This window comes from Nocardiopsis sp. iso_238, from assembly GCF_056173325.1.
In genome coordinates, this window is the sequence record NZ_CM149668.1 from 2,303,122 (window position 1) to 2,328,721 (window position 25,600).

At 73.0% G+C, this 25,600-nt stretch carries 24 protein-coding genes; 5 read left to right on the forward strand and 19 right to left on the reverse strand.

Translation table 11 applies throughout. The features are described from left to right. Positions 1 to 58: 58 nt before the first annotated feature. The 3 genes from AC0VYL_RS10205 to AC0VYL_RS10215 are packed head-to-tail and all read right to left on the reverse strand — an operon-like array spanning position 59 to position 2,753. A complete protein-coding gene (locus AC0VYL_RS10205; protein WP_475482964.1) occupies positions 59 to 664 on the reverse strand; it encodes a response regulator in 606 nt (201 codons plus the stop codon). Further along, positions 661 to 1,821 carry a sensor histidine kinase gene (locus AC0VYL_RS10210; protein ID WP_475482965.1) on the reverse strand — a complete coding sequence of 387 codons (1,161 nt, stop codon included), beginning with the start codon at positions 1,819 to 1,821 and terminating at the stop codon, positions 661 to 663. The genes AC0VYL_RS10205 and AC0VYL_RS10210 overlap by 4 nt, the downstream gene beginning before the upstream one ends. Beyond that, positions 1,818 to 2,753, reverse strand: coding sequence for a lysostaphin resistance A-like protein (locus tag AC0VYL_RS10215; RefSeq protein ID WP_475482966.1), 936 nt, complete (start codon positions 2,751 to 2,753; stop codon positions 1,818 to 1,820). The genes AC0VYL_RS10210 and AC0VYL_RS10215 overlap by 4 nt, the downstream gene beginning before the upstream one ends. A gap of 146 nt (positions 2,754 to 2,899) precedes the next feature. Here AC0VYL_RS10215 and AC0VYL_RS10220 point away from each other — a divergent pair, with 146 nt between their 5' ends. Beyond that, the gene (locus AC0VYL_RS10220) at positions 2,900 to 3,139 is read left to right on the forward strand and encodes a hypothetical protein (RefSeq protein ID WP_475462261.1); all 240 of its coding nucleotides are present in this window, start codon (positions 2,900 to 2,902) and stop codon (positions 3,137 to 3,139) included. Continuing rightward, complete coding sequence (locus AC0VYL_RS10225) at positions 3,136 to 4,050, forward strand: SRPBCC family protein (RefSeq protein WP_475482967.1); 915 nt, start codon at positions 3,136 to 3,138, stop codon at positions 4,048 to 4,050. Before AC0VYL_RS10220 ends, AC0VYL_RS10225 begins: the two co-directional genes overlap by 4 nt. On the opposite strand, the gene AC0VYL_RS10230 is transcribed toward AC0VYL_RS10225, so the two are convergent. Further along, positions 4,047 to 4,697: an IclR family transcriptional regulator gene (locus AC0VYL_RS10230; protein ID WP_475482968.1), complete on the reverse strand. Its 651-nt coding sequence runs from the start codon at positions 4,695 to 4,697 to the stop codon at positions 4,047 to 4,049. The genes AC0VYL_RS10225 and AC0VYL_RS10230 overlap by 4 nt on opposite strands. 69 nt (positions 4,698 to 4,766) lie before the next feature. Here AC0VYL_RS10230 and AC0VYL_RS10235 point away from each other — a divergent pair, with 69 nt between their 5' ends. The 3 genes from AC0VYL_RS10235 to AC0VYL_RS10245 all read left to right on the forward strand — a co-directional run bounded on the left by AC0VYL_RS10235 (position 4,767) and on the right by AC0VYL_RS10245 (position 9,649). Beyond that, on the forward strand, positions 4,767 to 6,353 hold the full coding sequence (locus AC0VYL_RS10235; protein WP_475482969.1) for an aromatic amino acid lyase: 1,587 nt from the start codon (positions 4,767 to 4,769) through the stop codon (positions 6,351 to 6,353). Between the two features lie 10 nt (positions 6,354 to 6,363). Then, positions 6,364 to 7,260, forward strand: a complete 897-nt coding sequence (locus tag AC0VYL_RS10240) for a helix-turn-helix domain-containing protein (protein ID WP_475482970.1) — start codon at positions 6,364 to 6,366, stop codon at positions 7,258 to 7,260. Between the two features lie 151 nt (positions 7,261 to 7,411). Further along, positions 7,412 to 9,649, forward strand: coding sequence for an Atu4866 domain-containing protein (locus AC0VYL_RS10245; protein ID WP_475482971.1), 2,238 nt, complete (start codon positions 7,412 to 7,414; stop codon positions 9,647 to 9,649). 57 nt (positions 9,650 to 9,706) lie between these two features. Here AC0VYL_RS10245 and AC0VYL_RS10250 read toward each other — a convergent pair whose 3' ends face one another. From AC0VYL_RS10250 to AC0VYL_RS10320, 15 genes are all read right to left on the reverse strand, one after another. Then, positions 9,707 to 10,270, reverse strand: coding sequence for a dihydrofolate reductase family protein (locus AC0VYL_RS10250; protein WP_475462272.1), 564 nt, complete (start codon positions 10,268 to 10,270; stop codon positions 9,707 to 9,709). A gap of 200 nt (positions 10,271 to 10,470) precedes the next feature. Then, positions 10,471 to 11,133 carry an SRPBCC family protein gene (locus AC0VYL_RS10255; RefSeq protein ID WP_475482972.1) on the reverse strand — a complete coding sequence of 221 codons (663 nt, stop codon included), beginning with the start codon at positions 11,131 to 11,133 and terminating at the stop codon, positions 10,471 to 10,473. A gap of 2 nt (positions 11,134 to 11,135) precedes the next feature. Next, positions 11,136 to 11,471 carry an ArsR/SmtB family transcription factor gene (locus tag AC0VYL_RS10260; protein ID WP_475462275.1) on the reverse strand — a complete coding sequence of 112 codons (336 nt, stop codon included), beginning with the start codon at positions 11,469 to 11,471 and terminating at the stop codon, positions 11,136 to 11,138. A gap of 113 nt (positions 11,472 to 11,584) precedes the next feature. Next, entirely contained in the window at positions 11,585 to 12,685 is a 1,101-nt protein-coding gene (locus AC0VYL_RS10265) for a cytochrome P450 family protein (RefSeq protein ID WP_475482973.1), read from the reverse strand. After that, positions 12,667 to 13,998 (reverse strand): cytochrome P450 family protein, encoded by a 1,332-nt coding sequence (locus AC0VYL_RS10270; protein WP_475462278.1) that lies wholly within the window; start codon positions 13,996 to 13,998, stop codon positions 12,667 to 12,669. The genes AC0VYL_RS10265 and AC0VYL_RS10270 overlap by 19 nt, the downstream gene beginning before the upstream one ends. 339 nt (positions 13,999 to 14,337) lie before the next feature. After that, the gene (locus AC0VYL_RS10275; RefSeq protein ID WP_475482974.1) at positions 14,338 to 15,240 is read right to left on the reverse strand and encodes an aminoglycoside phosphotransferase family protein; all 903 of its coding nucleotides are present in this window, start codon (positions 15,238 to 15,240) and stop codon (positions 14,338 to 14,340) included. A gap of 96 nt (positions 15,241 to 15,336) precedes the next feature. Further along, on the reverse strand, positions 15,337 to 16,437 hold the full coding sequence (locus tag AC0VYL_RS10280; RefSeq protein WP_475482975.1) for a peptidase C39 family protein: 1,101 nt from the start codon (positions 16,435 to 16,437) through the stop codon (positions 15,337 to 15,339). A 55-nt stretch (positions 16,438 to 16,492) separates the two neighbouring features. Further along, on the reverse strand, positions 16,493 to 18,595 hold the full coding sequence (locus AC0VYL_RS10285) for an iron ABC transporter permease (protein ID WP_475462282.1): 2,103 nt from the start codon (positions 18,593 to 18,595) through the stop codon (positions 16,493 to 16,495). Further along, complete coding sequence (locus AC0VYL_RS10290) at positions 18,592 to 19,647, reverse strand: iron-siderophore ABC transporter substrate-binding protein (protein ID WP_475462284.1); 1,056 nt, start codon at positions 19,645 to 19,647, stop codon at positions 18,592 to 18,594. The genes AC0VYL_RS10285 and AC0VYL_RS10290 overlap by 4 nt, the downstream gene beginning before the upstream one ends. Before the next feature lie 101 nt (positions 19,648 to 19,748). Continuing rightward, complete coding sequence (locus tag AC0VYL_RS10295) at positions 19,749 to 20,564, reverse strand: ABC transporter ATP-binding protein (RefSeq protein WP_475482976.1); 816 nt, start codon at positions 20,562 to 20,564, stop codon at positions 19,749 to 19,751. 165 nt (positions 20,565 to 20,729) lie between these two features. Beyond that, positions 20,730 to 21,575 (reverse strand): helix-turn-helix domain-containing protein, encoded by an 846-nt coding sequence (locus AC0VYL_RS10300; protein ID WP_475462288.1) that lies wholly within the window; start codon positions 21,573 to 21,575, stop codon positions 20,730 to 20,732. A gap of 125 nt (positions 21,576 to 21,700) precedes the next feature. Beyond that, positions 21,701 to 22,675: an arsenic resistance protein gene (locus tag AC0VYL_RS10305; protein WP_475462290.1), complete on the reverse strand. Its 975-nt coding sequence runs from the start codon at positions 22,673 to 22,675 to the stop codon at positions 21,701 to 21,703. A 49-nt stretch (positions 22,676 to 22,724) separates the two neighbouring features. Further along, complete coding sequence (locus tag AC0VYL_RS10310) at positions 22,725 to 23,681, reverse strand: alpha/beta fold hydrolase (protein ID WP_475482977.1); 957 nt, start codon at positions 23,679 to 23,681, stop codon at positions 22,725 to 22,727. Between the two features lie 93 nt (positions 23,682 to 23,774). Then, on the reverse strand, positions 23,775 to 24,572 hold the full coding sequence (locus AC0VYL_RS10315; protein ID WP_475462293.1) for an ABC transporter permease: 798 nt from the start codon (positions 24,570 to 24,572) through the stop codon (positions 23,775 to 23,777). Beyond that, the gene (locus AC0VYL_RS10320; RefSeq protein ID WP_475482978.1) at positions 24,569 to 25,531 is read right to left on the reverse strand and encodes an ATP-binding cassette domain-containing protein; all 963 of its coding nucleotides are present in this window, start codon (positions 25,529 to 25,531) and stop codon (positions 24,569 to 24,571) included. Before AC0VYL_RS10320 ends, AC0VYL_RS10315 begins: the two co-directional genes overlap by 4 nt. Positions 25,532 to 25,600 lie beyond the last annotated feature (69 nt).

Here is a 25,600-nt window from a genome sequence, read left to right on the forward strand (position 1 = left end):
CGCGACGGCCCAGCCCGAGCCAGGCGCGCCCACGTGCGCCGTCGGCACCCGTACGGGGTCAGATCCAGCCGTGTTCTGCCGCGATACGAGCAGCTTCGTGGCGATTGGCGGCGCCGAGTTTGGAGATCACCGAGGCGAGGTGGTTGCGTACGGTCCCTCGGGTGAGTGAGACGCGCCGCGCGATCTCCTCGACCGGTGCGCCGTCGCGTGCCAGGGCCAGGACGTCGGACTCACGCGGACTGAGCGGGGAGTCGCCCGCGCTGATCGCCTCGGCGGCCAGGTCCGGGTCGACGTACCGACCTCCGTCCGCGACCCTGCGCACGACCTCCGCGAAGGTCCGCGAGGAAACGGTCTTCGGGAGGAACCCCCGGGCACCTGCGGCGAGTGCTGATTTCAGGTAGCCGGGGCGCCCGTGCGAGGTCACGATGACGCAGCGGCAGTCGGGCAGCTCGCCCGCGAGGCGGCGGGTGACCTCGATACCGTCGGGGCCGGGCAGTTGCAGGTCGAGCAGGGCCACGTCCGGACGGACCCGCAGGGCCGTGGCCAGGGCCTCGTCGCCCGACGCGGCCTGGCCGACCACCTCGAAGTCCTCCTCCAGGGCGAGTAGCCCCGCGATGGCGTCCCGGATGAGGTGTTCGTCGTCAGCGACGAGCAGCCTGATCATGTCGAGCCTCCGTGAAGCGGGACCCTGGCGTCGAGCCGGAACCAGTCGCCCTCGTGGCGGGACGTGACCCGGCCGCCGCGCGCGTGTACGCGTTCGGACATCGTGCTCAGCCCGGTTCCCTCGGCGATTCGCGCGGGGTCGGCGGGACCGGCCCCGTCGTTGGCGATGGTCAGGTGCAACGCACCGTCCTCCTGCCTCGTGGTGAGCGAGACCCGGGTCGCCGCGGAGTGGCGCAGCAGGTTGGTCACGCCCTCGCGTACGACCCAGGCCAGCGCCTCGGCGTGCTCCTCGGGCACGGCGTCCCCGGTCACCGTACAGTCGATGCCAGCGGACGCCAGCAGCGACCTCGCCCCCGACAGTTCGTCTTTCCAGGTCGTCCGGTGTTCGCCGCGTACGACCCGGCGAACCTCGCTGCCCGCCACCTCGGCCAGTCGTCGGACCTCGGTGATCTCCTCCGAGGCCGGTCCGTTGCGGCCTCGTCGGACGAGCTCGGAGGCCAGGGAACTCTTGACCGCGATGGTCGCCAGGGTCCGCCCGAAGACGTCGTGGAGGTCGCGGGAGATCCGCAGGCGTTCGTTCGCGAGGGCGAGCGCGGCCCGGTCCTCGTGCGCCGCCTGAAGGTCCAGGAGCACGCGCAGCATCCACGCGCTCGACCAGCAGGCCCACAGGACGACGGTGATCATGGCCGCCCCGACGAGCAGCCGCGCGACGTCCGCGACCCCCACGAGCGGGACGGCCAGCACGACGACCAGCGCGTTCAGTACCAGCGTCCGGTTCACGCCGAGTACGGGAACGACGCTCGCGGCGACCGACGCGACCGCCGCCGCCACCGTCGGTCCGATCGCGGGGTCCGGAAACAGGAACGCGACGGTGACGAGGGCGCAGAGAGCCAGCACCCAGACGGCGCCGCCCACGGCGGGGAACCGGTGGGAGCGCCCGACGACGGTGTCGATGCTCCACCTGGTGACGAGGACGTTCCCGACGGCCAGGCCGAGGGTCAGGGCCACCGTCGAGAGCAGCACCGTGGGGTGGGTTCCCTCGAACCGGTCGGACCACGTCGCGCCGACGATGAGGGATGCGGCCGGTGCCGTCACGACGCCGTAGCTGGACCAACGTACGTGGATCTGGAACCTGCGAGCTCCGAGCGGGGGACTCATGACCGCCATTGTGCCGCCGGGCGCGGCTCGGAGGGCGTCAGGGCCGGTCCGGTCCTCCGTGAGCGCCACCACACCACGCCCGCGATGGCGGCGACGGTGAGGGTGGGCACCAGGAGGACGGGTGATCCCACACCGGCGGACCGGTCCGTGACGGCTTCGCCGATGTCCGTGTGCAGAGCCGTGGCGACGAGGAAGGTGACCGTGTTGAGCAGCGCGTGGATGACGACGGCGACCTCCAGGCCACCGGTGCGCCAGGTGATGACGGCCAGGCTGGCCGCGAGCGTGAAGTACCAGAGGTTGATCCAGGGGTCGCCGGCCCCGTGGATCAGCGTGAACAACAGGCTGGACACGAGGATCCCGGTGATCAGCGACGTGCGCGGTCCACGGCCCCAGCTGCCCGCGATCCGGAAGACCAGGCCGCGCAGTCCGTACTCCTCCCCGGCTGTTTGCAGGGGGGTCAGCACGAGGGTGAGCACGACCAGGCTCATCAGGGAGACAGCCGACCAGTGGGTCTGCTCGACGGGGGAGCCCAGGTTCAGGACGAGTACCGCGAGGAGCCAGACGGGGCCGACGAACACGAGTGCGCGGCCGAGGAGGTCGAACCTGAACTGGGAGGTCACCGAGTGCAGTGAGGCGCCCCGAACCCCGTACAGCCATCGCTGGACGAACATGCTCCACGGGATCAGCAGGGCGAGGGAGAACATCGTCGCGCCGTGGTAGAGGGGTGTGTAGTCGGTGCCGCCCAACGCCGGGTTCACCCTGCCCATGCGCAGGTCGACGTAGCCGGCCGCCTGGGAGGCGGCGAAGCTGAAGACGAACATCCCGAGGATCAGGAGCACGATCGCGAGGACGCCGCGTCCGATGCGCCGCTTCCCTGAGGAGAGGACACGGTGGTACTCCACTCCGGACGGAGTGCGAGGGGTTCTGTTCATGCTTCGAACCTACGGAGCCGGGCTCCCGTCACACAGTGTCACCAGTCAGGATCTCCTCCGGTGTTCCGTATGGGTCGGGCATGACAGATGTCATGGGGCGCAACCTGGGTTGACAGGGGTCGGTCGCGCAACCTAGGTTGACACCCATGGACGCGATGGAACTGGCGGCCACCGCCTCGGACACCTCCACCCCCGTCGAGGGGCTGCGCGCGGTCGCCTCACTGCGCACACTGGTGGACGCCCTGGAGCTGAGGCAGGTGGAGGAGGCGCTGCGATCCGGAGAGTCATGGACCTCCATCGCGGCGGCCCTCGGGGTGACCCGGCAGGCCGTCCACAAGAAGTACGGGAAGAGACTGCGCCACATCACGGAGAGAGGTCGGGCATGACCAACCAGTCCGCGAGACGGAGCCTGCTGAGCCTGGGCGGCGACCGTGCCGCCATCGAGATCGCGGCGGGCCGGGAGGCCTCCCTCGCCGGGCACGCCGAGGTGGGGTTCGAGCACCTCCTGCTGGGCGCCCTTGTCAGCGGTGGTCCCGGAGCCCGGTTCCTGATGGACGCCGGACTGGACCTGACGGAGGCGCGCGCCACCGTCGGCGCGCTGTTGCGCGAGGACCTCGCCCTGTTGGACATCGACACCCCCGGTCTCTCGGCTGGCGGGGAGGAACCGGTCCTGATCCCCCAGTCCGAGCGCGTGAGTGAACTCCTGGTCGAGTGCGCCTGGTCCGGGGGCGATGTCGCGCTGATCGCCGCGCTCATCGACGACGGGGGAGGGCGGGTCCGGCGCCTGCTGGAGCGTTCGGGGGTCGATCCCGACCTCGTGCGCGCCGGCCTTGGCGAGCTCTCCCCGACGGAGCAGGTCGACCCCTCCGACCCGGGTGCCGATCCGGAGGGGTGGGACGGCCTCACCTACGAGCGGGAGGTCCCGGTGTCGGCGGAGCGCCTGTGGGCCCTGGTCTCGGATCCGCGACGGCGGGCGGAGTGGGAGCCGGGTGAGGCCGAGGCGCGGGTCGTCGGGGACGGCGTGGTGGAGCTCGTGCCCGCGAACGGGCCGGTGCGGAGGGAGACGGTCGCACACCGGGTCGAGGGACGGGAGATCACCTGGGCCCGGGTCGACGAGGAGGCCGGTCAGACGCTCCGGATCGCCGTCGAGCCGGTCGGGGAGCGCGCCCGGTTGCGTGTGCGCAGGAGCTGGCCGAGCGCCCTGCGCCACCGGCGGATCGCCAACCGCCTGCTGCACTGGATCATCCGCGGCCAGGTGCGGATGCGCGTCCAGGCCATCGCCCAGGCCGCCGCCTAGCGTCCGCTCAGGAGGGTGGACACCCGCTCGGCCTCGGCGGTCAGGAGGGCGCCCAGTTCCGCGACGCGGGCCTGGTCCAGGCGGTAGGCCGGGCCCACCACGCTGAGGACGGCGACGACCCCCGTGGCCGCGTGTACCGGGGCGGCGATGGCCATGACCTCGGGTTCCACGGTGGAGGTCGCGGCGGTGAACCCCTCGGGCGGGAGGGCGTCGCGCAGAACCAGTCCGACCGCGGACCCGTCCTGGGGGAAGCGGTGCCCCACCCAGCTGACGTGGCGGATCGTGTGGCTGCCCTCGGCCTGGGCGATGTACAGGACCCCCTGGTCCGGGGTGCCCACGCAGAGGTAGCTGGACTCACCGGTCGCCCGGGCCAGCTCCGCCAGGGACGGCTGCGCGAACGTGACCAGTGAGTCGTGGCTCAGGGCCTTGGCGCCGATGCCGATCAACCGGTGGCCCGGGCGGAACGCGCCGTCCTCCCCTCGGAGGGCGAACCCCGTGGCCTCCAGGGTGCGCAGCAGGCGCAGAGCGGTGCTGGGCGCCAGGTCGGTCCGGCGCGCGCACTCGGTGAGCGAGGCCTCTCCCTGTTCGGCGACGACGGCCAGGAGTTCCAGGGCCCTCTCGACGGTCCGGGTCGACTGTTCAGCCACGGGCTTCCTCCGGTGAGAAATCCGCCCGGGACACGGGCGAACTTCGGGTTGGTTCCATACAATGGAACCATGCTGCCATCTGATGGCAGAACCTGGAGGGAGGCGAGCATGCTGAGCCTGGACGGATCGCCTCTGGACTGTGGCCGGATCGCGCGCGCGGCCCGGTTCGAGGAACCCGTCTCGATGACCACCGAAGCCTGGGCCCGGGTGTCGGCCGCGCACCGCGAGGCGGAGCGGGCCGCCGAACGGGGGCCCGTGTACGGACGGAACACCGGGGTGGGGGCCAACCGGGACGTCGCCGCCGGGGCCGACGGGCACGGCCACCGTCTGCTGCGGAGCCACGCGGCGGCGGGCGGGGCCCCACTGCCCGACGAGGCGGTCCGCGCGATGCTCGTCGTGCGGATCAACCAGATCGCGGTGGGCGGCTCCGGGGTCTCCCCGCGCACGACCCGGGCGCTGCTGAGGATGCTGAACACCGGCGCCATCCCGCGGGTCCGCGAGCACGGCACCGTGGGCACGGGCGACCTCGCGGCGCTCGCCGGGACGGGGCTGACGCTGCTGGGGGAACGCCCCGCGAGCGTCCCCTGGGCGCCGATGGCACGGTTCCCCGAATCGGACGCGCTGGCGTTGGTCAGCAGCAACGCCCTGACCCTCGGCAGGGCCGCGCTCGTGGTCGCGGACCTGGAACCGCTGCTGAGGGCGGCCACGGTGACCACGGCGTTGTCCGCGCTGGCCGGCCAGGCCAATCCGGAGGCGTTCTCGGCCGAGGCCGCCCGCGCGGCCGTCGTACCGGGCGCGGCCACCGTGGCACGGGGACTGCGTGAGCTCATGGGCCCCGCGCGACCGGCGAGGGTCCAGGACTCCTTCGGGTTCCGCGCGGCGCCCCAGGTCCAGGGGGTCGTCGTCGACGCGCTGGCCGACCTCGCGGGGTTCGTCAGCGCGCTGGCCGGCACCGCGCAGGAGAACCCGCTGGTGGTGGGCGACGGGGTCGTGCACCACGGCGGGTTCCACATGGCCGCCCTGACCCTGCGCCTGGACACCCTCAGGCTGGCCGTGGCCCAGGCGGCACCGGCGTCGCTGGGACGGTTGCGGGCCCTGTCCGATCCGGCGGTCACTCGGCTGCCCGCCTTCCTCGCCACGGGACCGGCGGGCTCCTCGGGCACCATGATCGTCGAGTACACGGCCGCCTCCGCCTACGGCGTCCTGCGCGCGGCGGCCGCTCCGGCGTCCCTGGAGACCGTGGTCCTCTCCCGGGGAGCGGAGGAGGACGCGAGCTTCGCGCCGTTGGCGGTGCGGCAGTCGGAGACCGCCACCGTGGCCCTGCGCACCCTTGTGGCCTGCGAACTCCTCACGGCGCTGCGCGCCCTGGCGATGCGGGGGAGTGACACGGCGGTCTTCCACCGGGCCTGGCACGCCTTCCGGGCGCAGGGCGGCGCGAACGCGGACACCGACGACCGCGACCTCCAGGAGGACCTGGACGCCGCCGAGCGCGCACTCCCGCAGCTCGGGGCTCCGCCGACACCGCGATCGGACACGGTGCCGGAGCGGGCGGAGGCGAGCGGGTTCCGAACGGACGACGGGAGCGGGCCGACGAGGTGTCGGGTGGGTGCGGCCCACCCACCCACACCGCTTCCGGCCGAACCTCCCCCGGCCTAGCCTGGGGGCCATGGGCAACGACCGAAGCTCCGATCCCCGGTTCCACCTGGGAGAGTTCCTGAGCGCCAGGCGTTCACGGCTGCGTCCCGAGGACCTCGGGCTGGTCACGTACGGCCGCCGCAGGGTTCCCGGCCTCCGCCGTGAGGAGGTGGCGCTCCTGGCCGGGGTCAGCACCGACTACTACATGCGCCTGGAACAGGGCCGCGAACGCCATCCCTCCGCCCAGGTGGTCGAGGCGCTGGCCAGGGCGCTGGACCTGGACGGGGACGCCGCGGACCACCTGCGTCGCCTGGCGCGCGCCCAGGGACGCCCGCGCGGTCAGGCCCGCCGGGACACACGGGTCTCCCCGCACCTGGCCCGTCTCCTCGAACGCTGGAGTGACACTCCGGCCTTCGTGTTGGACCACCCCCTGGACATCCTGGCCCGCAACCGCCTCGCCGAGGCCCTGCACTCCGACTTCGCCCTGGACGACAACCTGGCGCGTATGGTCTTCCTCGACCCGGCGGCGCGTCGCTTCCACCGCGAGTGGCGCGGGACCGCCTCGTCGACCGTCGCCGAACTCCACCGTGCGGCGGGCCTGACCCCGGATGATCCCCGGCTGAACGAGGTCGTCGGTGAGCTCGCGCTCAAGAGCGAGGAGTTCCGTTCCCTGTGGGCGCGGCACGACGTGCGGGGCAAGACGGGCGACGCCAAACCGCTGCACCACTCCGAGGCGGGCGACCTGGACCTGCGCTACGACAGCTTCACGGTCAACGGCGCCCCCGGGCAGCAGCTGATCGTCTACCAGGCGGAACGGGGAAGCCCCTCGGAGGGCGCGCTGGGCCTGCTCGGCTCCCTGCACGCCGATCCCCACGATCGGGGCGACCCGGCGGACCGGGAGCCGAGCGGTCGTCGGCGGTTCGAGTGAGACCTGGGGCCCCGGGCGGCGCGGCTCCGTCACTGGGAGTCGCGCACCAGGGATGACGGCGACCTGGTCGCCTCGGCGTGGCGGGACGAGACTTCGGGTGAAGGCGGTGGAAGCCCCTCCACCGCGCTGCACCCGAAGGAGGAAGCACTCCATGAGCTCCGAGACCCACACACACGATCCGGGGAGCCCCCTCGCGCTGGAGGAGATCCGGCGTCGGGCCGACGACCCCGGGCGGCGTGTCCTCTTCACCAACGCGACCGTGGTCACCATGGACCCGGAAATCGGGACGCTGGAACGTTCGGACGTCCTGATCGAGGGAGACTCGATCGCCCGGGTGGGCTCCGTCCCGGAGGCGGGGGACGCGGTGGTGGTCGACGCCACGGGCACGATCATCACTCCGGGCTTCGTGGACACCCACCGGCACGCCTGGCAGTCCCAGCTGCGCAGGATCATGCCGGACGTGGACGATCTCGTGGACTACGTGACCACCACCCTGGCCGGTTACGCGCCTCTCTACGAGCCCCGGGACATGTACGTCGGCACCCGGCTGGCCGCACTGTCGGCGATCGACAGCGGCATCACCTGCATGCTCGACTTCTCGCACAACTCCAGGTCGCGCGAGCACTCCGACGCCGCGGTCCGGGCCCTGGCGGACAGCGGCGTCCGCGGGGTCCACGCCGCGATGGGGCCGCACTTCGGCGCCTGGGATCAGCAGTGGCCCGGGGACCTCGCCCGGCTCCGTGAGGAGTACGCGGGCGGGTCGGACCGGATGCTGACCCTGCGGGTCGGAGCGCTGGCCACAGACGAGATCGCGGGACCGTCCCTGGCCTACGGGCCGGAACTGGCGCGCGTCGCCAGGGAACTGGACGTCGGGGTCAGCGTTGACGCCGTCTTCGGCACCTCGTCCTCCCGCTCGGTGCGGGACTGGGCCCGGCAGGGGCTCCTCGGCCCGCACGTCACCCTGATCCACGCCACCGGCCTGACCGACGAGGCGTGGAGGCTGATCGGGGAGACCGGGACCACGGTCTCCCTGGCGCCGACCTCCGACGCCCAGATCGGTCTGGAGACGGCGATCCCCGCCGTCGACGAGGCACTCGCCGCGGGAGTGCGCCCCGGGCTCAGCATCGACGTGGAGGTGGCCCTGGCCGGGGACATGTTCACCCAGATGCGGGCCCTGCACACCGTGCAGCGGATGCGCGCGGTCAACGCCGCCTACGGCGTCGACACCGAACCGGTCCGGATCGGCGTGCACGACGTGCTGGACTTCGCCACCCTCCAAGGCGCACGGACCAACGGCCTGGCCGGGGTGACCGGGTCGCTCACCCCCGGCAAACGCGCCGACCTCCTGGTCATCGCTGCCGAGGACCTGAACAACATGCCGCTGAACGACCCGGTCGGCACCGTGGTCCTGGGCGCGGACGCCCGCAACATCATCGGCGTCCTGGTCAACGGCGAGCCCCGCAAGTGGGGCGGAAGGGTGCTGGACGTCGACCTGGACGCCCTGAGGGGAGAGGTCCGCGACTCACGGGACCGGCTCCTCGGTCAGGCGGGGGCCGGGAGACGACCGCACGAGCGACACCGAACGAACACCCGACGCGTGAACGCCACCAGGCGGGAACAGGACACACGGAGCACCATGAACGACACCCAGAAGACCACCTCCGCGTCGAGCGGCCCGAGGTCCGCGATCCAGCCGAGGCGCGACGAGGCGACACTGGCCCAGCTGGGCGACCCGGGCGGACGCCCGCTGCTGCTGACGGGCGGCGTCGTCATCACGAACAACCCGCTGATGGGCGACTGGCAGCGGGCGGACGTCCTCATCGGAGGAGAGGTGATCGTCGGGGTCGGTCCGGGCCTGCTGACGGCGGCCGACGACGACGGCATGATCGTGGTCGACTGCTCGGGAACCGTGGTCCTGCCCGCCACCCTCGATCTCACCCGGGACCACGTGGGGGGCACCCTGACCCCGGGCGGCCCCGCGGATGTCGCCGTGTTCCGGTTCGCCGACGAGCCCGGCGCCCCCGAGGGAACCGCCCCGGCCGGGAACGGCCGCCTCGACGTGCAGATCACCGGCGGGCGGGTCCGGGTCTGGGGCGGACAGCCGGTTCGGGAGCCGGGCGCCGCCCCGGGGCGGGTGAAGGAGCCCGTCCATGACCCGCTCCACCCCCACACGGGGCTGTGGGTGGAGGAGAACGGGTTCGTCCGCCAGGAGCTGCTGCCGAACGGTCGCTACGACGAGGCGCGCGGAGACAGGGAGAGCGCCTATACCGGCCGGTACTGGGTCGACGGATCCCGGATCGACTACCTCGACGACCTGGGTTTCTGGGCTTTCGGGGAGTTCGACGGAGACGTGCTGCACCATGCGGGATATCGCTTCACCAGGCGCTGAGGTCTCGCGGACGAAGGCGAACCGTCCCGGGCGGACGTGAACGGTGCCGCCCGGGGCTCAGCGCACGACGTCGAAGACCTGCTTCTGCACGCCGTTCGCGTACACCTCGTGCTCGACGAGGCTGAGCCGGGTGAGGTCCTGGTCGGTGTCGCTGAACAGGCGCCTGCCCGCTCCGAGGAGCACCGGGAAGACCAGCAGGTGGTAGCGGTCGACCAGCCCGGCGTCGGCCAGGGCGTGGCCCAGCGTGGCACTGCCCTGGACGGAGAGCGGGCCGCCCTCGGTCCGCTTGAGCTCCGCGACGTCCTCGACGGTCCGCAGGATCGTGGCGGGCCAGCGCGGGTCCTCCTCGGTGAGCGTGGTGGAGACGACGTAGCGGGGCTTGGAGTTGTATCCGGCGAACTCCTCCATGCGGGGCCACACCGGGGCGAACGCCTCGTAGCTGCGCCGTCCCAGGAGCAGGGCGCCCGCCTCCTCCTGCTCACGGCCCTTGATCTCGAAGGCCGCCTCGTCCATCTCCACGGAGCTCATGGTCCAGCCCGAGTTGCGGTACCCGGACTCCCCGCCCGGGGCCTCCATGACCCCGTCGACGGACACGAAGGCGGTGACGATCAGGCTGCGCATGGCGGGTTCCTCACGGCTGGGGTGCTGCTGTCCCGAGATGTGTATCACCGGCTCCGGACAATCCGGGGAAACCCGCGCGCGGCTGGCGCGCCGAACACGCCGAGCGCCGACGTGGGTTGATCCGGGTGTCGGCGGGTGACAGGCTCCTGGACGAGGAGGCCGCCACGACAACGGCGTCGCGGCGGCCCCCTCCTCTCCGCTCAGCCCTCGGCGGGCGGCTCCTCACCGAGGAAGAAGGAGGTGGTGCGGTCCCGAGCCGCCTCGGCGTCGGGTCGAGGCGTCCCGATGGCCACACTGCACTCCGCCCAGCGGGCGCTGCTCGCCGTGACGAAGCGACGGCCCTCGTCCGTGGCCTCCCAGCCCTCGGCCTCCTCGGGCATGTTCGCTCCCGTGCCCAGGTACAGGGCGAGTCCGAGCAGGGCCATGTCCCAGCCCACGCCGGTGGCGCCCGGACCGAACCGCTGCCAGAACTGCGCCTCCATGTCCGCGTACGCGCTGTGTTCGAGGGTCAGCCGGGCCCCGTCGCCGTCGGGGTCCACCCGGACCGCGATCCAGCTGACGCCCCCGCCGAACTCCCAGGTGGCGGTGAAGGAGCGCGGCGCCTCACAGGTCTCGATGGTGCCGTTGGCGTTGCCCTCCACCTGGTAGTGGCCGCCCTGGCGCAGGTCGCCCGTGACCGGGGCGAACCAGCGGGGGAGCCGTTCGGTGGAGGTGCACGCGTCCCACAGGTCCTCGACCGTGGTCGCGTACCGCTGGCTGATGGTGGACACCAGGGTCGGCTGCCGGTCGCGTTCCCCGGTGTCCAGCCTGCGGGAGACGGCCTCGATCTGTCCGTCCACGTCGACGGGTGTGCGCTCACTCATGGTCACTCCTGGATGCGTCGTTGTCGCTTTCCCCGGGCGATCTCGGTCTCCAGGGCCGCGAGTCGCGGCGCCCAGAACCGGCGGAACGGATCCAGCCAGTCGTCCACGGGGCGCAGCGCCTCGGCGTCGACCGAGTACAGCCGCCGGGTGCCTTCGGCGCGCACGGTCGCGAAGCCGTGGTCCCGCAGGACCCGCAGGTGCTGGGAGACGGCGGGCTGGCTGATCCCGAACTCCTCGCGGACCACCGTGGTGAGTTCGCCGGAGCTCAGCTCCCCGTCGGAGAGCAGCTCGAGGAGCCGCCGTCTGACCGGGTCTCCGAGTACGTCGAAGGCATGCATGGCCAGAGTATATCAATCTTCGCTTATATAAGTGGATGCTGAGGTAAAGTCGCGGGAACGACGAGGCCCCGCGCGCCGCCAGGGCGCGCGGGGCCTCGTCGTGTGCGTCCGGATCAGCCCAGGACGACGGGCAGGCGGTCCAGTCCGTTGGAGACGATCGACGCCGACTCGGGGATCTCCTCGCCCTCGGCCAGACGGAGGTTCGGGAACCGGGTGAACAGCTGCTCCAGCGCCGTGATCCCCTCCAGTCGGGCCAGCCCCGCGCCCAGGCAGAAGTGGGGGCCGTGCGAGAAGGCCAGGTGGGAGTTCTGGGCGCGGCGCAGGTCGAAGACGTCCGCGTCCTCCCCGTGCTGTGCCCGGTCCCGACCGGAGGCGCCGAAGCCCATCAGCAGGGCCTCGCCCTTGGGCACGGGCACCCCGCTCAGGGTGACGTCCTCGGCCGTGTAGCGCAGCGGCAGGTACTGGACGCTCGCGTCCCAGCGCAGGGTCTCCTCCACGGCGTCGGCCCAGGTCGCCTCGCCGTCGCGGATCAGGGCGAGCTGGTCCGGGTGGGTGAGCAGGGCGTGGACCGCGTTGCCGATGAGGTTCATCGTGGTCTCGTAGCCCGCGCCGATCATGAGGATCAGGGTCCACACGAGCTCGCTCTGCGACAGGCGCTCGTCACCCTCGGCGCGCGCGTCGAGCAGGGCGCTGGTCATGTCGTCGCCCGGGTTCTTCGCCTTCGCCTCGGCCAGGCCGCTCAGGAAACTCTGGAGGTCCGTGTTGGTCTGCGCGGCCATCTCCGGGGTGATGGTGGCGTCGAAGACCCGGTGGATCAGCGTGTGCAGGGTGTCCCGGTACTCCTCGCCCACCCCGAAGAGCTCGGAGATCACCGTCATCGGCAGGGGCAGCGCGAGGCCCGCACGGAGGTCGACCGGCCCCGGACCGCCGGCCTCGACGTCGTCGAGCAGCCGCGCGGTGATCGCCTCGACGCGCGGGCGCAGGGCCTCGACCCGGCGGGGGGTGAACGCCTGGGACACCAGGGCGCGGAGCCGCCGGTGCCTGTCCCCGTCCGCGGTGAGCATGTTGTCCGGGGCCACCCAGGAGATGAGCGGCCAGTCCATGGGGATCTCGCCCTCGGTCCAGGGGCGCCAGTGGCGCACCTCCTTGCGGACCCCGGGGTGGGCGAGGGCCTCCATGAGCACCTCGTGTCCGGTCAGCGCCCGAACAACCACGCCACCAACGATCTCAACTTCGACGACGGGGCCTCGGGAGCGGAGTTCTGCGGTCTGTCGGTGGAGGTCGTAGGGGTGGAGGACGGGGATGTCTGTTGCCATGGAGGTGTCGTGCCTTTCGGGGAGGCGGGGGTGAACGTGACCGGCAGCTGGGAGAGCGCCAGAGCGAAGGGGGCGGGTCGTCGCAGGACCTCCTCCTTGCTCGTCCTCAGGTCGGGGAGGCGCTTGGTGAGGCTCTCCACCCCGACCTGGGCGATAGCGTACGCGAACCCCTGCGCGGGGCACCGGTGCGGGCCGACCCCGAAGGCGAGGTGCGCGCGGTTGCCCGACTCGATGTCCGGGCCCTCCCCGGCCATGGTGGCGTGCGCGGCCGCGTACCCGAGCAGGATCGGCTCACCGGCCCTGATCACCGTGCCGGTGCTGACCCGCACGTCCTTCACCGGGTACAGGACGGGGTAGTTGTTGACCGGGGGGTCGACCCAGAGCAGCTGGTCGATCGCCTCGCTGACGCCCACGCGGGCGCCCCGGAACGCCTGCCGGACCTCGTCGTCGGCCAGGATCGTGTGGGTGGTCCCGGAGATGAGGTTGGCGGTGGGTTCGGCCCCTGCGCCGATGGTCACCACCAGCTGGTGCAGGAGCTCCTCGTCGCTGAGCCCGGAGCGGTGCTGGAGCAGCCAGGAGGTGACGTCCTCGCCGGGCTGGGCGTGCTTGGCCGAGATCGCGTCGGACAGCGCCCGCTCGTACTCGCCGTTGGACCTGACGACGTCGATGCCGTCCCACAGGGCGCTGAGGGAGTTCAGCACCCGCTCACCGATGTCACGGGAGAAGCCGAAGATCTCGCACAGGACGAGGAGGGGGAGCAGGCGCGCGTACTCGGAGACGAGTTCGGCCTCACCGCGCTGGCAGAAGGCGTCGATGAGGATGTCCGCGTGCTTGCGGGTGATCTCCCCGATCCGGCTCTCCGGGACGCGGCCCAGGGAGTCGATCACCGAGCGCTTCAGACGGGCGTGCTCGTCGCCGTCGGAGAACAGGAGGTTGGGGCGGTGCATCATCATCGCCACGACCGGGGCGTCGTCGGGGATACGGCCCTCGCGCCAGTCGAGCCACAGGCGTGAGTCGCGGCGGAAGGTGCGGGTGTCCCGGCACCACGCGGTGATCAGCGCGTAGTCGGCGACGACCCAGGCCTTGATCCCGGGGAAGATCTCGGCGGGGAACACGGGGCCGTGTTCCTTGACCATGCGCCGGTTGACCGTGTGCGGGTCGGCGGCGAATTCAGCGGAGTGCAGCTCGGCGTACGGGCATCGGGGGGCCACGGGCATCCTGTCCTGGGAGGCGACGAAGCGCCCAGTCTAATGAAACTTTGGGTACTTTTTACATCTTGCGTCACTCCTGAATCTCTTGCCCCATCGGGCGTTCCGGTGAGAGCGCTGCTCAGGACGGACCGGGCCCCGGGTTCGGACATCGGGGTCGAAACCGGGCGCGGGTGTGCTGACCAGCGCGGCCGTGCCCGCACACGGTCCATGAGCGGCGGTGGCGTCGTGCCGTGGTCGTTCCGCGTGCGGCCGGTGCGGGGCAGCCCCGCGCGGCGCCGGTGACCAGGACCACCACGCGCCGCCGCGCGTGCCCCCGTCGGACACCGGAGCCGACCCTCCCTACCCCAGGAGCGCCTGTTCGATCTGGCGGGTGGTCTGCGCGGCGACGACCGGGTGCGCGGCGGCGTGGGCGTGCCCGTTCAGGCCGGTGGCCAGGGCCCAGCCCCGGCCGCGGGCCCACAGCGCGTCGTCCTCCCCGGGCTCCAGCCCGAGCTCCGATCGGAGCTCCGCCCGGAACTCCGTCCGGGACGCGGGTGACATCAGGGTGTAGGCCATCATCAGGTCGCGCGCGGGGTCTCCCAGGCCCAGGGTGCCGAAGTCGATCACGGCGCTCACCCCTCCGGCGCCGGTCAGCAGGTTGCCGGTGTGGAAGTCGCCGTGGAACCAGACCGGCGGGCGGTTCCATACCGGGGCGTCGAGCGCGGCCTCCCAGACCGAGGTCAGGGCCCGGGGGTCGAAGGTGTCGGAGAGTCGTTCGATGGCCGCCCGGGTGTCCGGATCACGAAGGACCAGCGGTTCCCCCGCCAGGCGCTCCGGTGCGTCGCGGGGTGTGCTCCGCTGGAGGGCGGCCAGGAAACGGGCGAGCAGGCGGGCGTCGGCGGCGCTGTCCGCGAGCCCTTCGACCGTCGCCGTCTCCCCGGGCAGCCAGCGCGACACCGACCAGAACCACGGGTACCCGAACCCCGGTTCGCCCACGGCCACGGGTTCCGGTACGGCCAGGGGGAGGTGCGGCGCCAGGACCGGCAGCCACCGCGACTCCTTCGCCGCCTGCCCGGCCGCGCCCGCGTGGCGGGGGAGCCGGACGGACAGGTCGTCGCCCAGCCGGTGGATCACGTGGTCGAGGCCGCCGGGGCGGACCGGCCGCAGCGGCAGCCCCGCCCACTGCGGGAACCGGTCGTCCACCAGTCGCCGGACCAGCCGGGTGTCGATCGCGGGGAGCTCGGGTGCGGCGGTCTCCGTCATCGGGTCGCTGTCCTCCGTGGTGGGGCGGGGCGGTCCTGCCCCATCCCATCCTCGGGAGCCTCCGGGTGTCCACCGCTTTTTCCGCTGCGGAGGCGGTCAGCCCGCGCTTCGCCCCCCGGTACGTCCGGTGCGCTCCAGGAGCACGGCCCCGCGGTAGCCGTCCGGCCCCAGCGTGGACATCGCGTCGAGCGACGCGTCCGGAACGGGCAGCAGGTGCGCGTCCACCCAGGTGTCGCCCGTCGCGGCGTTGGTCCAGGGGTCCTCGACCACCACGGCCCCCGGCACGGCGCCGTGGCAGAGCACCCAGTGGGGTACGTCGAACCCCTGCATCGTGGCCAGCGAGAGCAGCAGGAGGACCTGTCCGCCCCCGGTGACGGTCGCGCGCAGCTCCTCCGGGGACAGGCGGCGGGGGTCGACCGGCAGCCCGGCCCGGGCCGCGTCGGCCCGGGAACCGCGCTGGAGGACGGCGCGCCACTCCCGCTCGTCCCCGGAGTAGGAGTCGAGCAACACGGGGGCGTCGGTGTCGAGACGCACCGTGACGGTCGCGTCCGGCCGAGCGCGGTGGACGGCGAGGCCCAGGCCGACGGGTTCGCAGGCGGGGAAGTTGGTGGCCTCACGCCACAGGGCCAACTCCGCCGCGCGGTCGAGGGACCCGGCTGACAGCGCCCCCGCCCGGACCCCGGCGGTGAGCGCGGTGACGGCCCCGCAGGTGAAGTTGGTGGTCTGCCGGTAGTACGGGGGCTCGGCCACCTCGGAGTCCACCAGCCAGCGCACGTGGCCGGAGGATGGCTGGCCGGGGTCGTCCACCTGACCGCGCGGGCCTTCCAGCGGGGTGAAACCGAGGGCGCCCGCCTGCCCGGGACTCACGGTCCACCCCTCCCACTTGACCTGGGAGAGCCCTCGCTCGCGCGCGAACGCGACGACCGCCCCGACGGTGCGGGGCCCGTCCCCCACCGCGTCGACGATCTTCGCGTACGCCGAACCGGGCCGGGACGTCACCAGGGCCGCCCCGGTCCAGGCGCCCGACGCCCCGTCGGTGACGGCCACGATCACGGGGGAGTGGGTCGAGCGGTCGGGAGCCCCCCAGCGTTCACGTACCCCGGCCGGGACGACCGGCACCAGCTCCGGTGGCGGCGCGGCGGGGTCGAACGGGACGACGACACGGTCCTCGGACGGGACCTCGCGGTGGGAGTGCATGCGGTGCTCCGGGAGTTCGCGGGGGTGGACGGCGCCGGTGCGGCGCCGTCGCCGTTCATGCGCGCGAGCGGCGCAGGATCCAGATCAGGTAGGGGCCGCCGACCAGGGCGATCATCAGCCCGGCCGGGACCTGCGCGGGCGCGATCAGGGTGCGGCCCAGGGTGTCGGCGACGCACACCAGAAGGCCGCCGGAGAGCATCGCGACCGGAACGCTCCGGGCGTGCCTGGCGCCGACCAGGGAACGGGCCAGGTGGGGCGCCACGAGCCCGACGAAGCCCACCACCCCCACCGCGACCACGCTGACGGCGGCCAGGACGGCGGCGAGCGCCAGCAGCGCCAACCGGGTCGGGCCCACCCGCATACCCAGGATGCGCGGGGTGTCCTCGTCCACGGCCAGCAGGTCCAGGTGGCGGCTCAGCCCGAGGACCAGGGGCGCCGCCACGAGGAGGGCCACGGCGACGGGCAGCACGTCGGGCAGGGTCCGGCCGTAGGTCGTCCCGGACAGCCACGTGAAGATACGCGGTGTCTGCCAGGGGTCGGCGCGCAGCAGGAGGAACGTCGTGACCGCGCTCAGGGCGTACCCGCACCCGATGCCGATCAGGACGAAACGGTCCGGACGCAGCCCTCCCCGCCAGGCCAGGGCGCAGATCAGCGCGAAGGTGGCCAGCCCCCCGAGCACCGCCATGGTGGTGAGGGAGCCGGCCCCTCCGGCCGGGTTCGAGGTCACGACGATCACCGCGCCCAGGCCCGCGCCGGCCGTGATGCCCAGCAGGCCCGGCTCCGCGAGGGGATTGCGCACGGTGCCCTGGACGACGCTCCCGGCCAGGGCGAGCGCCGCTCCCGCGAGGACGGCCGCGGCCACACGGGGAACGCGGTCGTCGAGGGCCCGTCCGACCAGGTCCGGAGCGGTCCCCTGGAACCAGAGCGCCAGGTCTCCGGTCCGCAGCCACAGACTGCCCGCGAGCACGCCGACCAGCGCCGCCGCGGCCAGCAGCGCGGCGGTCACGAGCAGGACGCCGAGGAACCTCCGGGGCGAGCGCGGACCGGCCCCGGCCCCCGGCGGGTGGCGGAGCGGACCCGCGTCACGCAGACGCAGGGCCAGCACGACGATGAGGAGGCCACCCAGCAGCGCCGTGGGCACGCCCGTGGGGATGGACGCGGCGCCCTCGGCACCGAGCACGGCGCGCAGGGACGCGTCCGCGACCAGGATCAGGGCCGCGCCGAGCAGTCCGGAGACGGTCACCAGGAACAGGTGCCGGTGCAGGGCGGGGACACGGGCTGCGACCAGCCTCGCCAGCACGGGGGCGGCCAGCCCGATGAAGGCGATCGGCCCGGCGAGCGTCACGGACACCCCCGTGAGGAGCACGGCACAGAGCACCGCCGTGATCCGGGTGGAGCGTACCGGGACACCGAGTGAGGACGCGGTGTCCTCGCCCAGGCTGAGCACGTCCAGACGGCGGCTCAGCAGCAGGGCCACCACGAGTACCGCCGCGATCAGCGGCATCGCGCGCAGCGACGCGTCGATGTTGAGCTGGGCGAGGGACCCGCTGCCCCAGGCGAAGAGACCGGTGGTGTTGTCCTTGAACAGGATCAGCAGCATGCCGGTGGCCGCGTCCAGGGCCATCGCCAACGCCGAACCGGCCAGTACCAGCCGCGTGGTGGCGGTCCCTCCGGCGCTTCCGGCGAGCGCCAACACGAGCGCGGCCGCCAGCAGCCCGCCGCCGAAGGCCACCAGCCCCGAGGCCCAGAGCGGGACGGCGAGGCCGAACGCGGCGACCAGGGTGAGCGAGAAGTAGGAACCCGCCGTGACGGCGAGCGTGTCGGGGGAGGCGAGCGGGTTGCGAGTGACCGACTGGAGGAGCGCCCCGGCCACGCCCAGGGCGAAGCCCACGGCCACGCCGGCGAACAGGCGGGGGAGCCGCGAACCCTCCAGCACGTGGCCGACCGGCACCCCGCTGACCTCCTCCCGGTCACCCGCGAGGAACCGGACGAGGTCCCACCACCCCACGCCGGACGTGCCCTGCGTGAGGTGCCACAGGCCCAGCGCGCAGATCGCGGCGGCCAGGCCCGCGACCACCGCCGCCCCGGCGGCCGCGCCGCGAGGGCCGGGGCCCGCCGGCGGAGCCGGACGGGACCCGGCGGTACGGAGACCGCTCATTCCTGGGTGAGGGAGTCGACGAAGGCGTCGATCGCCTGCGCGGTCGATCGCGGGCCGCCCGCGCCCCAGACGCGCGGCGGGAAGGCGTGCGCCCGCTCCTCCTTGACGGCCGGGAGGGAGGTCCAGATCGGGTTCTTCTCCAGCTCCTCGACGTAGCCGCCGACACCCTCGTCGTTGGCGTAGAAGAGGTTGGCCTCGCCCACGGCGGTCAGGCCCTCGACGTCGGTCTGAGCGAGACCGTAGGAGGGGTCGACGCCGCCGTCGCCATAGGCGTCGTTGATGTCGTCGGTCCAGGCGGAGGTCATCCCGAGCTCCTCACCGAGCGCGGTGAACAGGGCACCCTGGCCGTAGGGGCGGATGGTGAGGTTGCCGCCCTGGAGCCAACCGTCGAAGAAGAGGAAGTCGGTGGTGGGGAGGTCGACGTCGGCCACCAGCTCGCGGGACTCGGCCAGGTGGTCCTCGAACTCCCGCACCACCTGGTCGGCCCGTTCGGTGCGCCCGGTCGCCTCGCCGATCAGCTCGAAGACGTTCAGCATGTTGCCGATGGGGTCGGCCGGATCGGCTCCCCGGGTGACGAGGACGGGTACGCCGCGCTCCTCCAGCCGGGCGATGATCTCGTCGTCGGGTCCGGCGGCCTCCACGATGACCAGGTCGGGGTCCTGCGCGTACAGGGTGTCGAGGTCGGGCTCCTCGCGGTTGCCGACGTCCGCCACGCCCTCGGGCAGTTCCTCCGCGCTCACCCACGTGCTGTAGCCCTCGGGGTCCGCGACGGCCACCGGGGTGACGCACAGCGTGAGGGCGTCCTCGACCTGCTGCCACTCCAGGACCGCGACGCGTTCGGCGGGCCGGTCGAGTTCCACCTCCCGGCCGACCCCGTCGGTCAGCGTCACCGGGTCGGTCGAGGTGGCCGTGGTGTCCGCGGCGCAGGCCTGTGAAGGGGGCGCGGCGACGGCCTCGGACTCGGTCTCGTCGACACTCGTGGTGCCGCACCCCGACGCGATCAGGGCGACGGCCACGGCGGTGAGGGTCGCGAGTCTGCGGGCACTGGTCATGATGGGTTCTCTCTGCTCTGTACTGCTCTGGGGACTTCGCCGAGGGGCGGGGAAGAAGGGTGGGGAGGAGGGTGTGGGCCCGGGTGGGGCCGCCCGGGGGCCTACCGGTGGTGGGCCGGGTGGCGGCCCACCGGGTCCATGCGGAGCCGACCGGTGGCCGGGTCCTCCGTGACCTCGATCCGGATGCCGTAGACCTCGCTGAGGTTGTCGGTGGTGAGCACCTCGGACGGCGGTCCCTCGGCGTGCGCCCGGCCGGAGCTCAACAGCAGGACCCGGTCCGCGACGCGCGCGGCGTGGTCCAGGTCGTGCAGCACGACCCCGACCGCGACTCCGTGGTCCTCGACCAGGTCGCGGATCAGGTCGAGGGTCTCGACCTGGTAGCGCAGGTCCAGGTGGTTGGTGGGTTCGTCGAGCAGCACCACGCCGGTGTCCTGGGACAGGCAGGCGGCCAGCCAGACGCGCTGCATCTCCCCGCCGGAAAGCCGTCCGGCGGCGCGGTCGGCCATGTCCCGAACCCCGGTGACGCGCATCGCGCGTTCGATCGCGTCCCGGTCCTCGGCGGTCAGACCGGAGAACCCGCGACGGTAGGGGTGGCGGCCGAAGGCGACGACCTCGCTCACGGTCAGCCCCTCCGGGGCGGGCCGGGACTGGGCGAACAGCGTGACCTCGCGGGCGAACCGGCGCGCGCTGAGCAGGGACGCCGGGCGGTCCGGAGCGCCGTCGCGGCCGCCGAGCGTCACCTGGCCGCCGTCGACCCGGTGGAGTCGGGCGAGGGCGCGCAGGAGGGTGGACTTGCCGCTGCCGTTCGGACCCACCAGAGCGGTGACCTGACCGGCGGTCATCGTCAGCGAGGTTCCGTGGACCACGGTGGTCCCGCCGTGGCCGAGGACGAGCCGGTCACCGCTCAGGGCGCTCACGGGCGGTGCGGCGCTCGGCGCGCCACCCGCCCGGTGGGTGCGACGCGTCCGCCGTGAGCAGGGCGGACGCCAGGGGAAGTTAGGTTAGCCTTCACTCACTCAGAATAGGTTCGGCCGCGTCCTGGCTGCAATCAGGACTTCCGGACAGCCGATACGGAGAACCGGTCAGCGCCCGTGCGGGCCGCCCGTGAACGCGCCCGGCGTCGTGCCCATCACGCGTCGGAAGGCGTCGATGAACGTGCTGGTCTGGGCGTATCCGAGCAGTTCGGACACCTCCTGGACCTCAAGACCCTCACCGAGCAGTGCCAGGGCCCGGTGGACGCGCAGTGACTGTCGCCACTGCGCGAAGGACAACCCCGTGGACGCGCGGAACACGCGACTGATCGTGCGCGGGCTGGTGCCCAGGTCCCGGGCCCACTCCTCCAGGGAACGGTCGTCCGCGGGGTCCGCCATCAGCGCCTCCGCGATGGTGTCGGCCCGGGCGTCGCCGGGCAGCCGCAGCGCCAGCCGGGGGGCGGTCGGCTCCAGCAGGTCGAACACGACCGCCTCCGCGCGTGCGCGCGCCCCGGCGTCGATGTCCGTGCGGGCCAGGTGGATCAGCAGCGACTCCAACGCGGGGGTCATCGTGACGGCCGTCGGCCCCCCGAACGCCAGGGGCGTGCGGTCCGGGGAGAAGAAGGCGTTGTGCAGCCCGGCCCCGGCCGTCAGCCGCCCGGCGTGCACCTCGCCCTCGGGCACCCACAGGCCGCACCCCGCCGAGACCGTGAACAGGCGGTCACCCACCCGGGCGGTCAGCGCCCCGTGGCTCACCCACACCAGCTCGTGCGCGGGGTGCGCGTGCGGCTCCCACTCGGTGGGGCCTCCCGGCGGGTGGGACTCGGAGACGATCACGAAGGGGGAGGACGCGCCCTCGGGCAGCGCGGAGGCCCGACGCAGACGGGTCCTGGGCTCGCGCCGCCAGGCGCCCAGCCCGGCGCCCTCGAAGGCCACCGCGATCTCGGCCGCAGCCACTGGCGCCCCACCCCCTCGACTCCCGCCACCGACGACGACCTGTGCCGACACCCCAAAATATCCGAATTCGCCCAGGTCATCACATGGGGGGGCTGCTCTTGCTTCGGGGGCGGGCGCGCACGGGGTCAGGCCGTGGTGGTCCCCGGCTCGGCGGGACGACGCACGCGCACCACCTGGGCGAGCAGGGCCAGCACGGGCAGTTCCACCAGCGGGCCGACCACGAGGGCGACCGCGATCAGCGGCCGGTCGGGGAACGCGGCCACCGCGATCGCCAGCGCGATGGGGGAGTTGCGGGCGGTGGTGACCATGGCCAGGGTCACCCTCTGGTCGGCGGGCAGCCGGAACGTCCGGGACAGGCCCAGTGCGACCAACGGCAGAACCGCGAAGAAGACCGCCAGGGGCACCAACAGCGCCGCCAGGTCACCGAGGTGCTCCAGGACCGTGCGCGCCTGCCAGGCGAACATCGCGAACACGGCCGTGTACAGCAGCGGCAGCACCAGGCGCCCGGCCGGTCCGGTCACGTGGCGCTCACGCCAGTCGGCGTCCCGGAACCGGGCCGAACCCCACCGCACCAGCATCGCCACGGCCAGCGGTACCACCAGGACGAGCAGCACCGCCTCCGCGAGGGTGCCCGCGTCGACCATGGCGGCCCGCCCGCCCAGCAGCAGCACGTACACCGGCAACAGGGCCAGCTGGAGGACCAGGTTGACCGGCAGCAGAGCGGCGGCGATCCCGGTGTGCCCCCGCGCCATGGCGGTGAAGACCAGGTACCAGTCCGTGCAGGGGGTGACCAGCAGCAACAGCAGTCCGACGCGCAGGTCCGGCTGCCCGCCGAGCAGGCCCGCTCCCAGGGCCCAGGCCAGCGCCGGGGTGAACGCGAAGTTCAGGACCAGGCTCAGCGCCACCAGTGTCCTGGCGCGGCGGACCTCACCCACGTGGGCGGCGTCCATCCGGACGAACACGGCGGCGAGCATGACGAGCAGGGCGGGCAGCACCGCGTGCTCGGCCGCGGGGCCGATCGGCACCAGCAGGCCCGCCACCAGTCCGGCAGCGGCGGCCAGGGCCACGAACAGGCTCTGGAGGCGTTCGGCGGTCGACAACGGTCGGATCTCCTCGGGCGCGGGACGGCTCAGGGGGCCGCGGACCCGTTCACTGTACGGCGGCGAGGAAGTCCAGGAGGGCCCGGTTGACCTCCTCGGGCCGCTCCTGCTGGGTCCAGTGGCCGCAGCCGGGCAGGGTGACGTCAGCGTGCAGCTTCGGCGCGATTCCGGTCAGCGCCGCGCGGAGCTCGGGGACGCCCTCCAGGGTGGTGACCATGTCCCGGTCGCCCACCACGTACAGCGCCGGGACCTCGACGCGCAGCCCCTGGAAGGCCGCCATCAGTCCCTGGTTGCGGTCGATGTTGCGGTACCAGTCGAGCGGTCCCGTGAAGGCGTCCGGGGCCGCGTGGTCCGCCGCGAACACCTCGACGTCCTCGGCGGTGAGCCATGCGGGCAGCTCCTCGGGCTCGGGCAGGGCGTCCAGCAGTCGGGCGCCCTCGGGGACGACCCAGGGACGCGGAAGGTTGGCGCCGGAGGCACCCACCAGGATCCGCCTGACCGTCGCGGCCGGGTCCGCCGCCAACTCGGCGTCGGCCCGGCCGGGCTCCTGGAAGTAGGCCTGGTAGTAGCCGTCACCGTAGGTACGCCGGGACGACGTGACGGACGGCATCCCCGCCGGAGGCACCGGTGGCACGCTCAGCCCCGCCACGGCGCGGACGAGGTCGGGGCGGACCAGCGCCGTGGTCCAGGCGACCACCGCGCCCCAGTCGTGCCCGACCAGCACGGCGTCCTCGGCGTCCAGCGCGCCGATCAGTGCGGTGACGTCGCCGACCAGGTGGGGGAGGCTGTACTCGTCGGAGCTGGGAGCGCGGTCGCTGCGGGCGTATCCGCGCTGGTCGGGGGCGACCACCCGGTACCCGGCGTCGGCGAGGGCGGCGAACTGGTGCCGCCACGAGTACCAGCTCTCCGGGAACCCGTGCAGCAGCAGGACGAGTGGGCCCTCCCCCTGTTCCGCGACGTGCAGGCGGAGGCCGTTCACCTCGACGTGGTGGTGCTGGACGCTCAACGCGACTCCTCTCGCGCCCCGCCGGGGAGCCCGACGGGGAACCGGACCGGAGGGGCCAGCCTAGGGGAGCGGGGTGCGCCGGGGGAGTCCCCGTCAGCGCTCGCGGTTGAACACCCGGACCGACAGTGGGGCGAAGACCGCCACCAGCCCAGCGGACCAGGCGAGGGTGAGGGTGATCGAGTCACCCGCAGGGGTGCCGGTGAGCAGGGCGCGGGCGGCGTCCATGGCGTGGGTGACCGGGTTGGTCTCGGCCCACGCCCGCAGCCAGCCGGGCAGGGTCCCGACCGGCGCGGCCATGCTGGTGCCCAGCAGCAGCGGCAGGATCGCCACGAAGGTGACGGCCATGACGGCTCCCTCGTCGCGCAGCAGCACGCCCAGGAACACCATCACCCAGCTCAGGCCGAACCCGAAGCCGACGGCCAGCGCGCAGGCGGCGAGCGCGGAGCCGGGGTCGGTCTCGACCCGGAAGCCCATGAGGTATCCGATCGCAAACAGGACCACCACCGTGACCAGGTACCGGGCCAGGTCGGCCAGGACCGATCCGAGCAGCGGGGCGGAGCGTGCGATGGGCAGGCTCCGGAAGCGGTCGTACACCCCCTTCTTCATGTCGATGTTGATGGTCAGCCCCGAGGAGAGCATCCCGGCGATGCTCGCGCCCATGACGAGGACGCCGGGGAAGAGGTACTGGAGGTAGGCGCCGGTGGAGCCGGACACCGACCCTCCGAAGAGGTACACGAACAGGACCATGAACAGGGCCGGGGTCATCACGCCGTTCACCAGCGAACCCGGGTTGCGCAGGGACTTGGCGAGGCCGCGCCGGGCCAGGACGAGGCTGTGTCGGACGAGGGGGGCCGGGCGCGGGGCGGCGGTGCGGGCCTCGGTGGTGCTCATGCGGCGGTCTCCTTCTCGGTGCCGGTGTCCCGCTGCGCTCCGGTGAGCGCGAAGAACACCTCGTCCAGGCTGGGCAGGTGCAGGGAGAACTCGGTCACCGAGATCCCCCGGTCGCGTAGGTCCCGGGCCATGTCCCAGGCCGGGGTGTCGCCCCCGACCGGTACGGACAGGGTGTGGCGGGTGTGCTCGGGCTCGCGGCCCGTCACCCGTCGCATGACCTCGGCGGCCTCATCGGTCCGGGCGGGGTCGGCGGTCCGCAGGGACACGGCCTGCCCGCCCGCCCGGCGCTTGAGCTCGGCGGGCGTGCCGTCCGCGATCACGCGGCCCTGGTCGATCACCGTGATCCCGTCGGCGAGGGCGTCGGCCTCCTCCAGGTACTGCGTGGTGAGCAGCACGGTGGTGCCCTCGGCGGTGAGTTCGCGGACCATCCGCCACAGGTCCTCGCGCCGTCCGGGGTCCAGCCCCACGGACGGCTCGTCGAGGAAGACCACGCTGGGCCGACCCACGAGGCTGGCCGCCAGGTCCAGACGGCGCCGCATACCTCCGGAGTAGGTGGCGAGGGGGCGGTGGGCCGCGTCGGTGAGGCCGAAGCGGGACAGGAGGTGGTCGGCGCGGGCGCGGGCCTCGCCCCGGCGCAGGTCCAGCAGTTGGCCGAGGAGCACCAGGTTGGCCCGGCCGCTGAGTTCGTCGTCGACCATCGAGCCCTGACCGGTCAGGCCGATCAGCCGACGCGCCCGAGGGGCCTCGCGCACGACGTCGAAGCCGCCGACCGAGGCGGTGCCCTCGTCCGGGCGGGCGAGGGTGGCCAGGACGCGGACGGCCGTGGTCTTCCCGGCGCCGTTGGGCCCGAGGACGGCGAGTACCGACCCGGGGCGGGCGGCCAGGTCGACGCCGGACAGCGCTGTCGTCCGGCCGAACCGTTTGACCAGGCCCCGGGCCTGGAACGCGTACTCAGTCATGGTTCACTCCACCCTCCGAGGGTTTCAAATGATGTTGACATTTGAATGATGACAGTATCTGAGTGCTGC

Coding starts and splice junctions, on each gene's coding strand:
- AC0VYL_RS10205 (WP_475482964.1), bottom strand. CDS start 664: ATGATCAGGCTGCTCGTCGCTGACGACGAACACCTCATCCGGGACGCC.
- AC0VYL_RS10210 (WP_475482965.1), bottom strand. CDS start 1,821: ATGAGTCCCCCGCTCGGAGCTCGCAGGTTCCAGATCCACGTACGTTGG.
- AC0VYL_RS10215 (WP_475482966.1), bottom strand. CDS start 2,753: ATGAACAGAACCCCTCGCACTCCGTCCGGAGTGGAGTACCACCGTGTC.
- AC0VYL_RS10220 (WP_475462261.1), top strand. CDS start 2,900: ATGGACGCGATGGAACTGGCGGCCACCGCCTCGGACACCTCCACCCCC.
- AC0VYL_RS10225 (WP_475482967.1), top strand. CDS start 3,136: ATGACCAACCAGTCCGCGAGACGGAGCCTGCTGAGCCTGGGCGGCGAC.
- AC0VYL_RS10235 (WP_475482969.1), top strand. CDS start 4,767: ATGCTGCCATCTGATGGCAGAACCTGGAGGGAGGCGAGCATGCTGAGC.
- AC0VYL_RS10240 (WP_475482970.1), top strand. CDS start 6,364: ATGGGCAACGACCGAAGCTCCGATCCCCGGTTCCACCTGGGAGAGTTC.
- AC0VYL_RS10245 (WP_475482971.1), top strand. CDS start 7,412: ATGAGCTCCGAGACCCACACACACGATCCGGGGAGCCCCCTCGCGCTG.
- AC0VYL_RS10250 (WP_475462272.1), bottom strand. CDS start 10,270: ATGCGCAGCCTGATCGTCACCGCCTTCGTGTCCGTCGACGGGGTCATG.
- AC0VYL_RS10255 (WP_475482972.1), bottom strand. CDS start 11,133: ATGAGTGAGCGCACACCCGTCGACGTGGACGGACAGATCGAGGCCGTC.
- AC0VYL_RS10260 (WP_475462275.1), bottom strand. CDS start 11,471: ATGCATGCCTTCGACGTACTCGGAGACCCGGTCAGACGGCGGCTCCTC.
- AC0VYL_RS10275 (WP_475482974.1), bottom strand. CDS start 15,240: ATGACGGAGACCGCCGCACCCGAGCTCCCCGCGATCGACACCCGGCTG.
- AC0VYL_RS10280 (WP_475482975.1), bottom strand. CDS start 16,437: ATGCACTCCCACCGCGAGGTCCCGTCCGAGGACCGTGTCGTCGTCCCG.
- AC0VYL_RS10285 (WP_475462282.1), bottom strand. CDS start 18,595: ATGAGCGGTCTCCGTACCGCCGGGTCCCGTCCGGCTCCGCCGGCGGGC.
- AC0VYL_RS10290 (WP_475462284.1), bottom strand. CDS start 19,647: ATGACCAGTGCCCGCAGACTCGCGACCCTCACCGCCGTGGCCGTCGCC.
- AC0VYL_RS10315 (WP_475462293.1), bottom strand. CDS start 24,572: ATGAGCACCACCGAGGCCCGCACCGCCGCCCCGCGCCCGGCCCCCCTC.
- AC0VYL_RS10320 (WP_475482978.1), bottom strand. CDS start 25,531: ATGACTGAGTACGCGTTCCAGGCCCGGGGCCTGGTCAAACGGTTCGGC.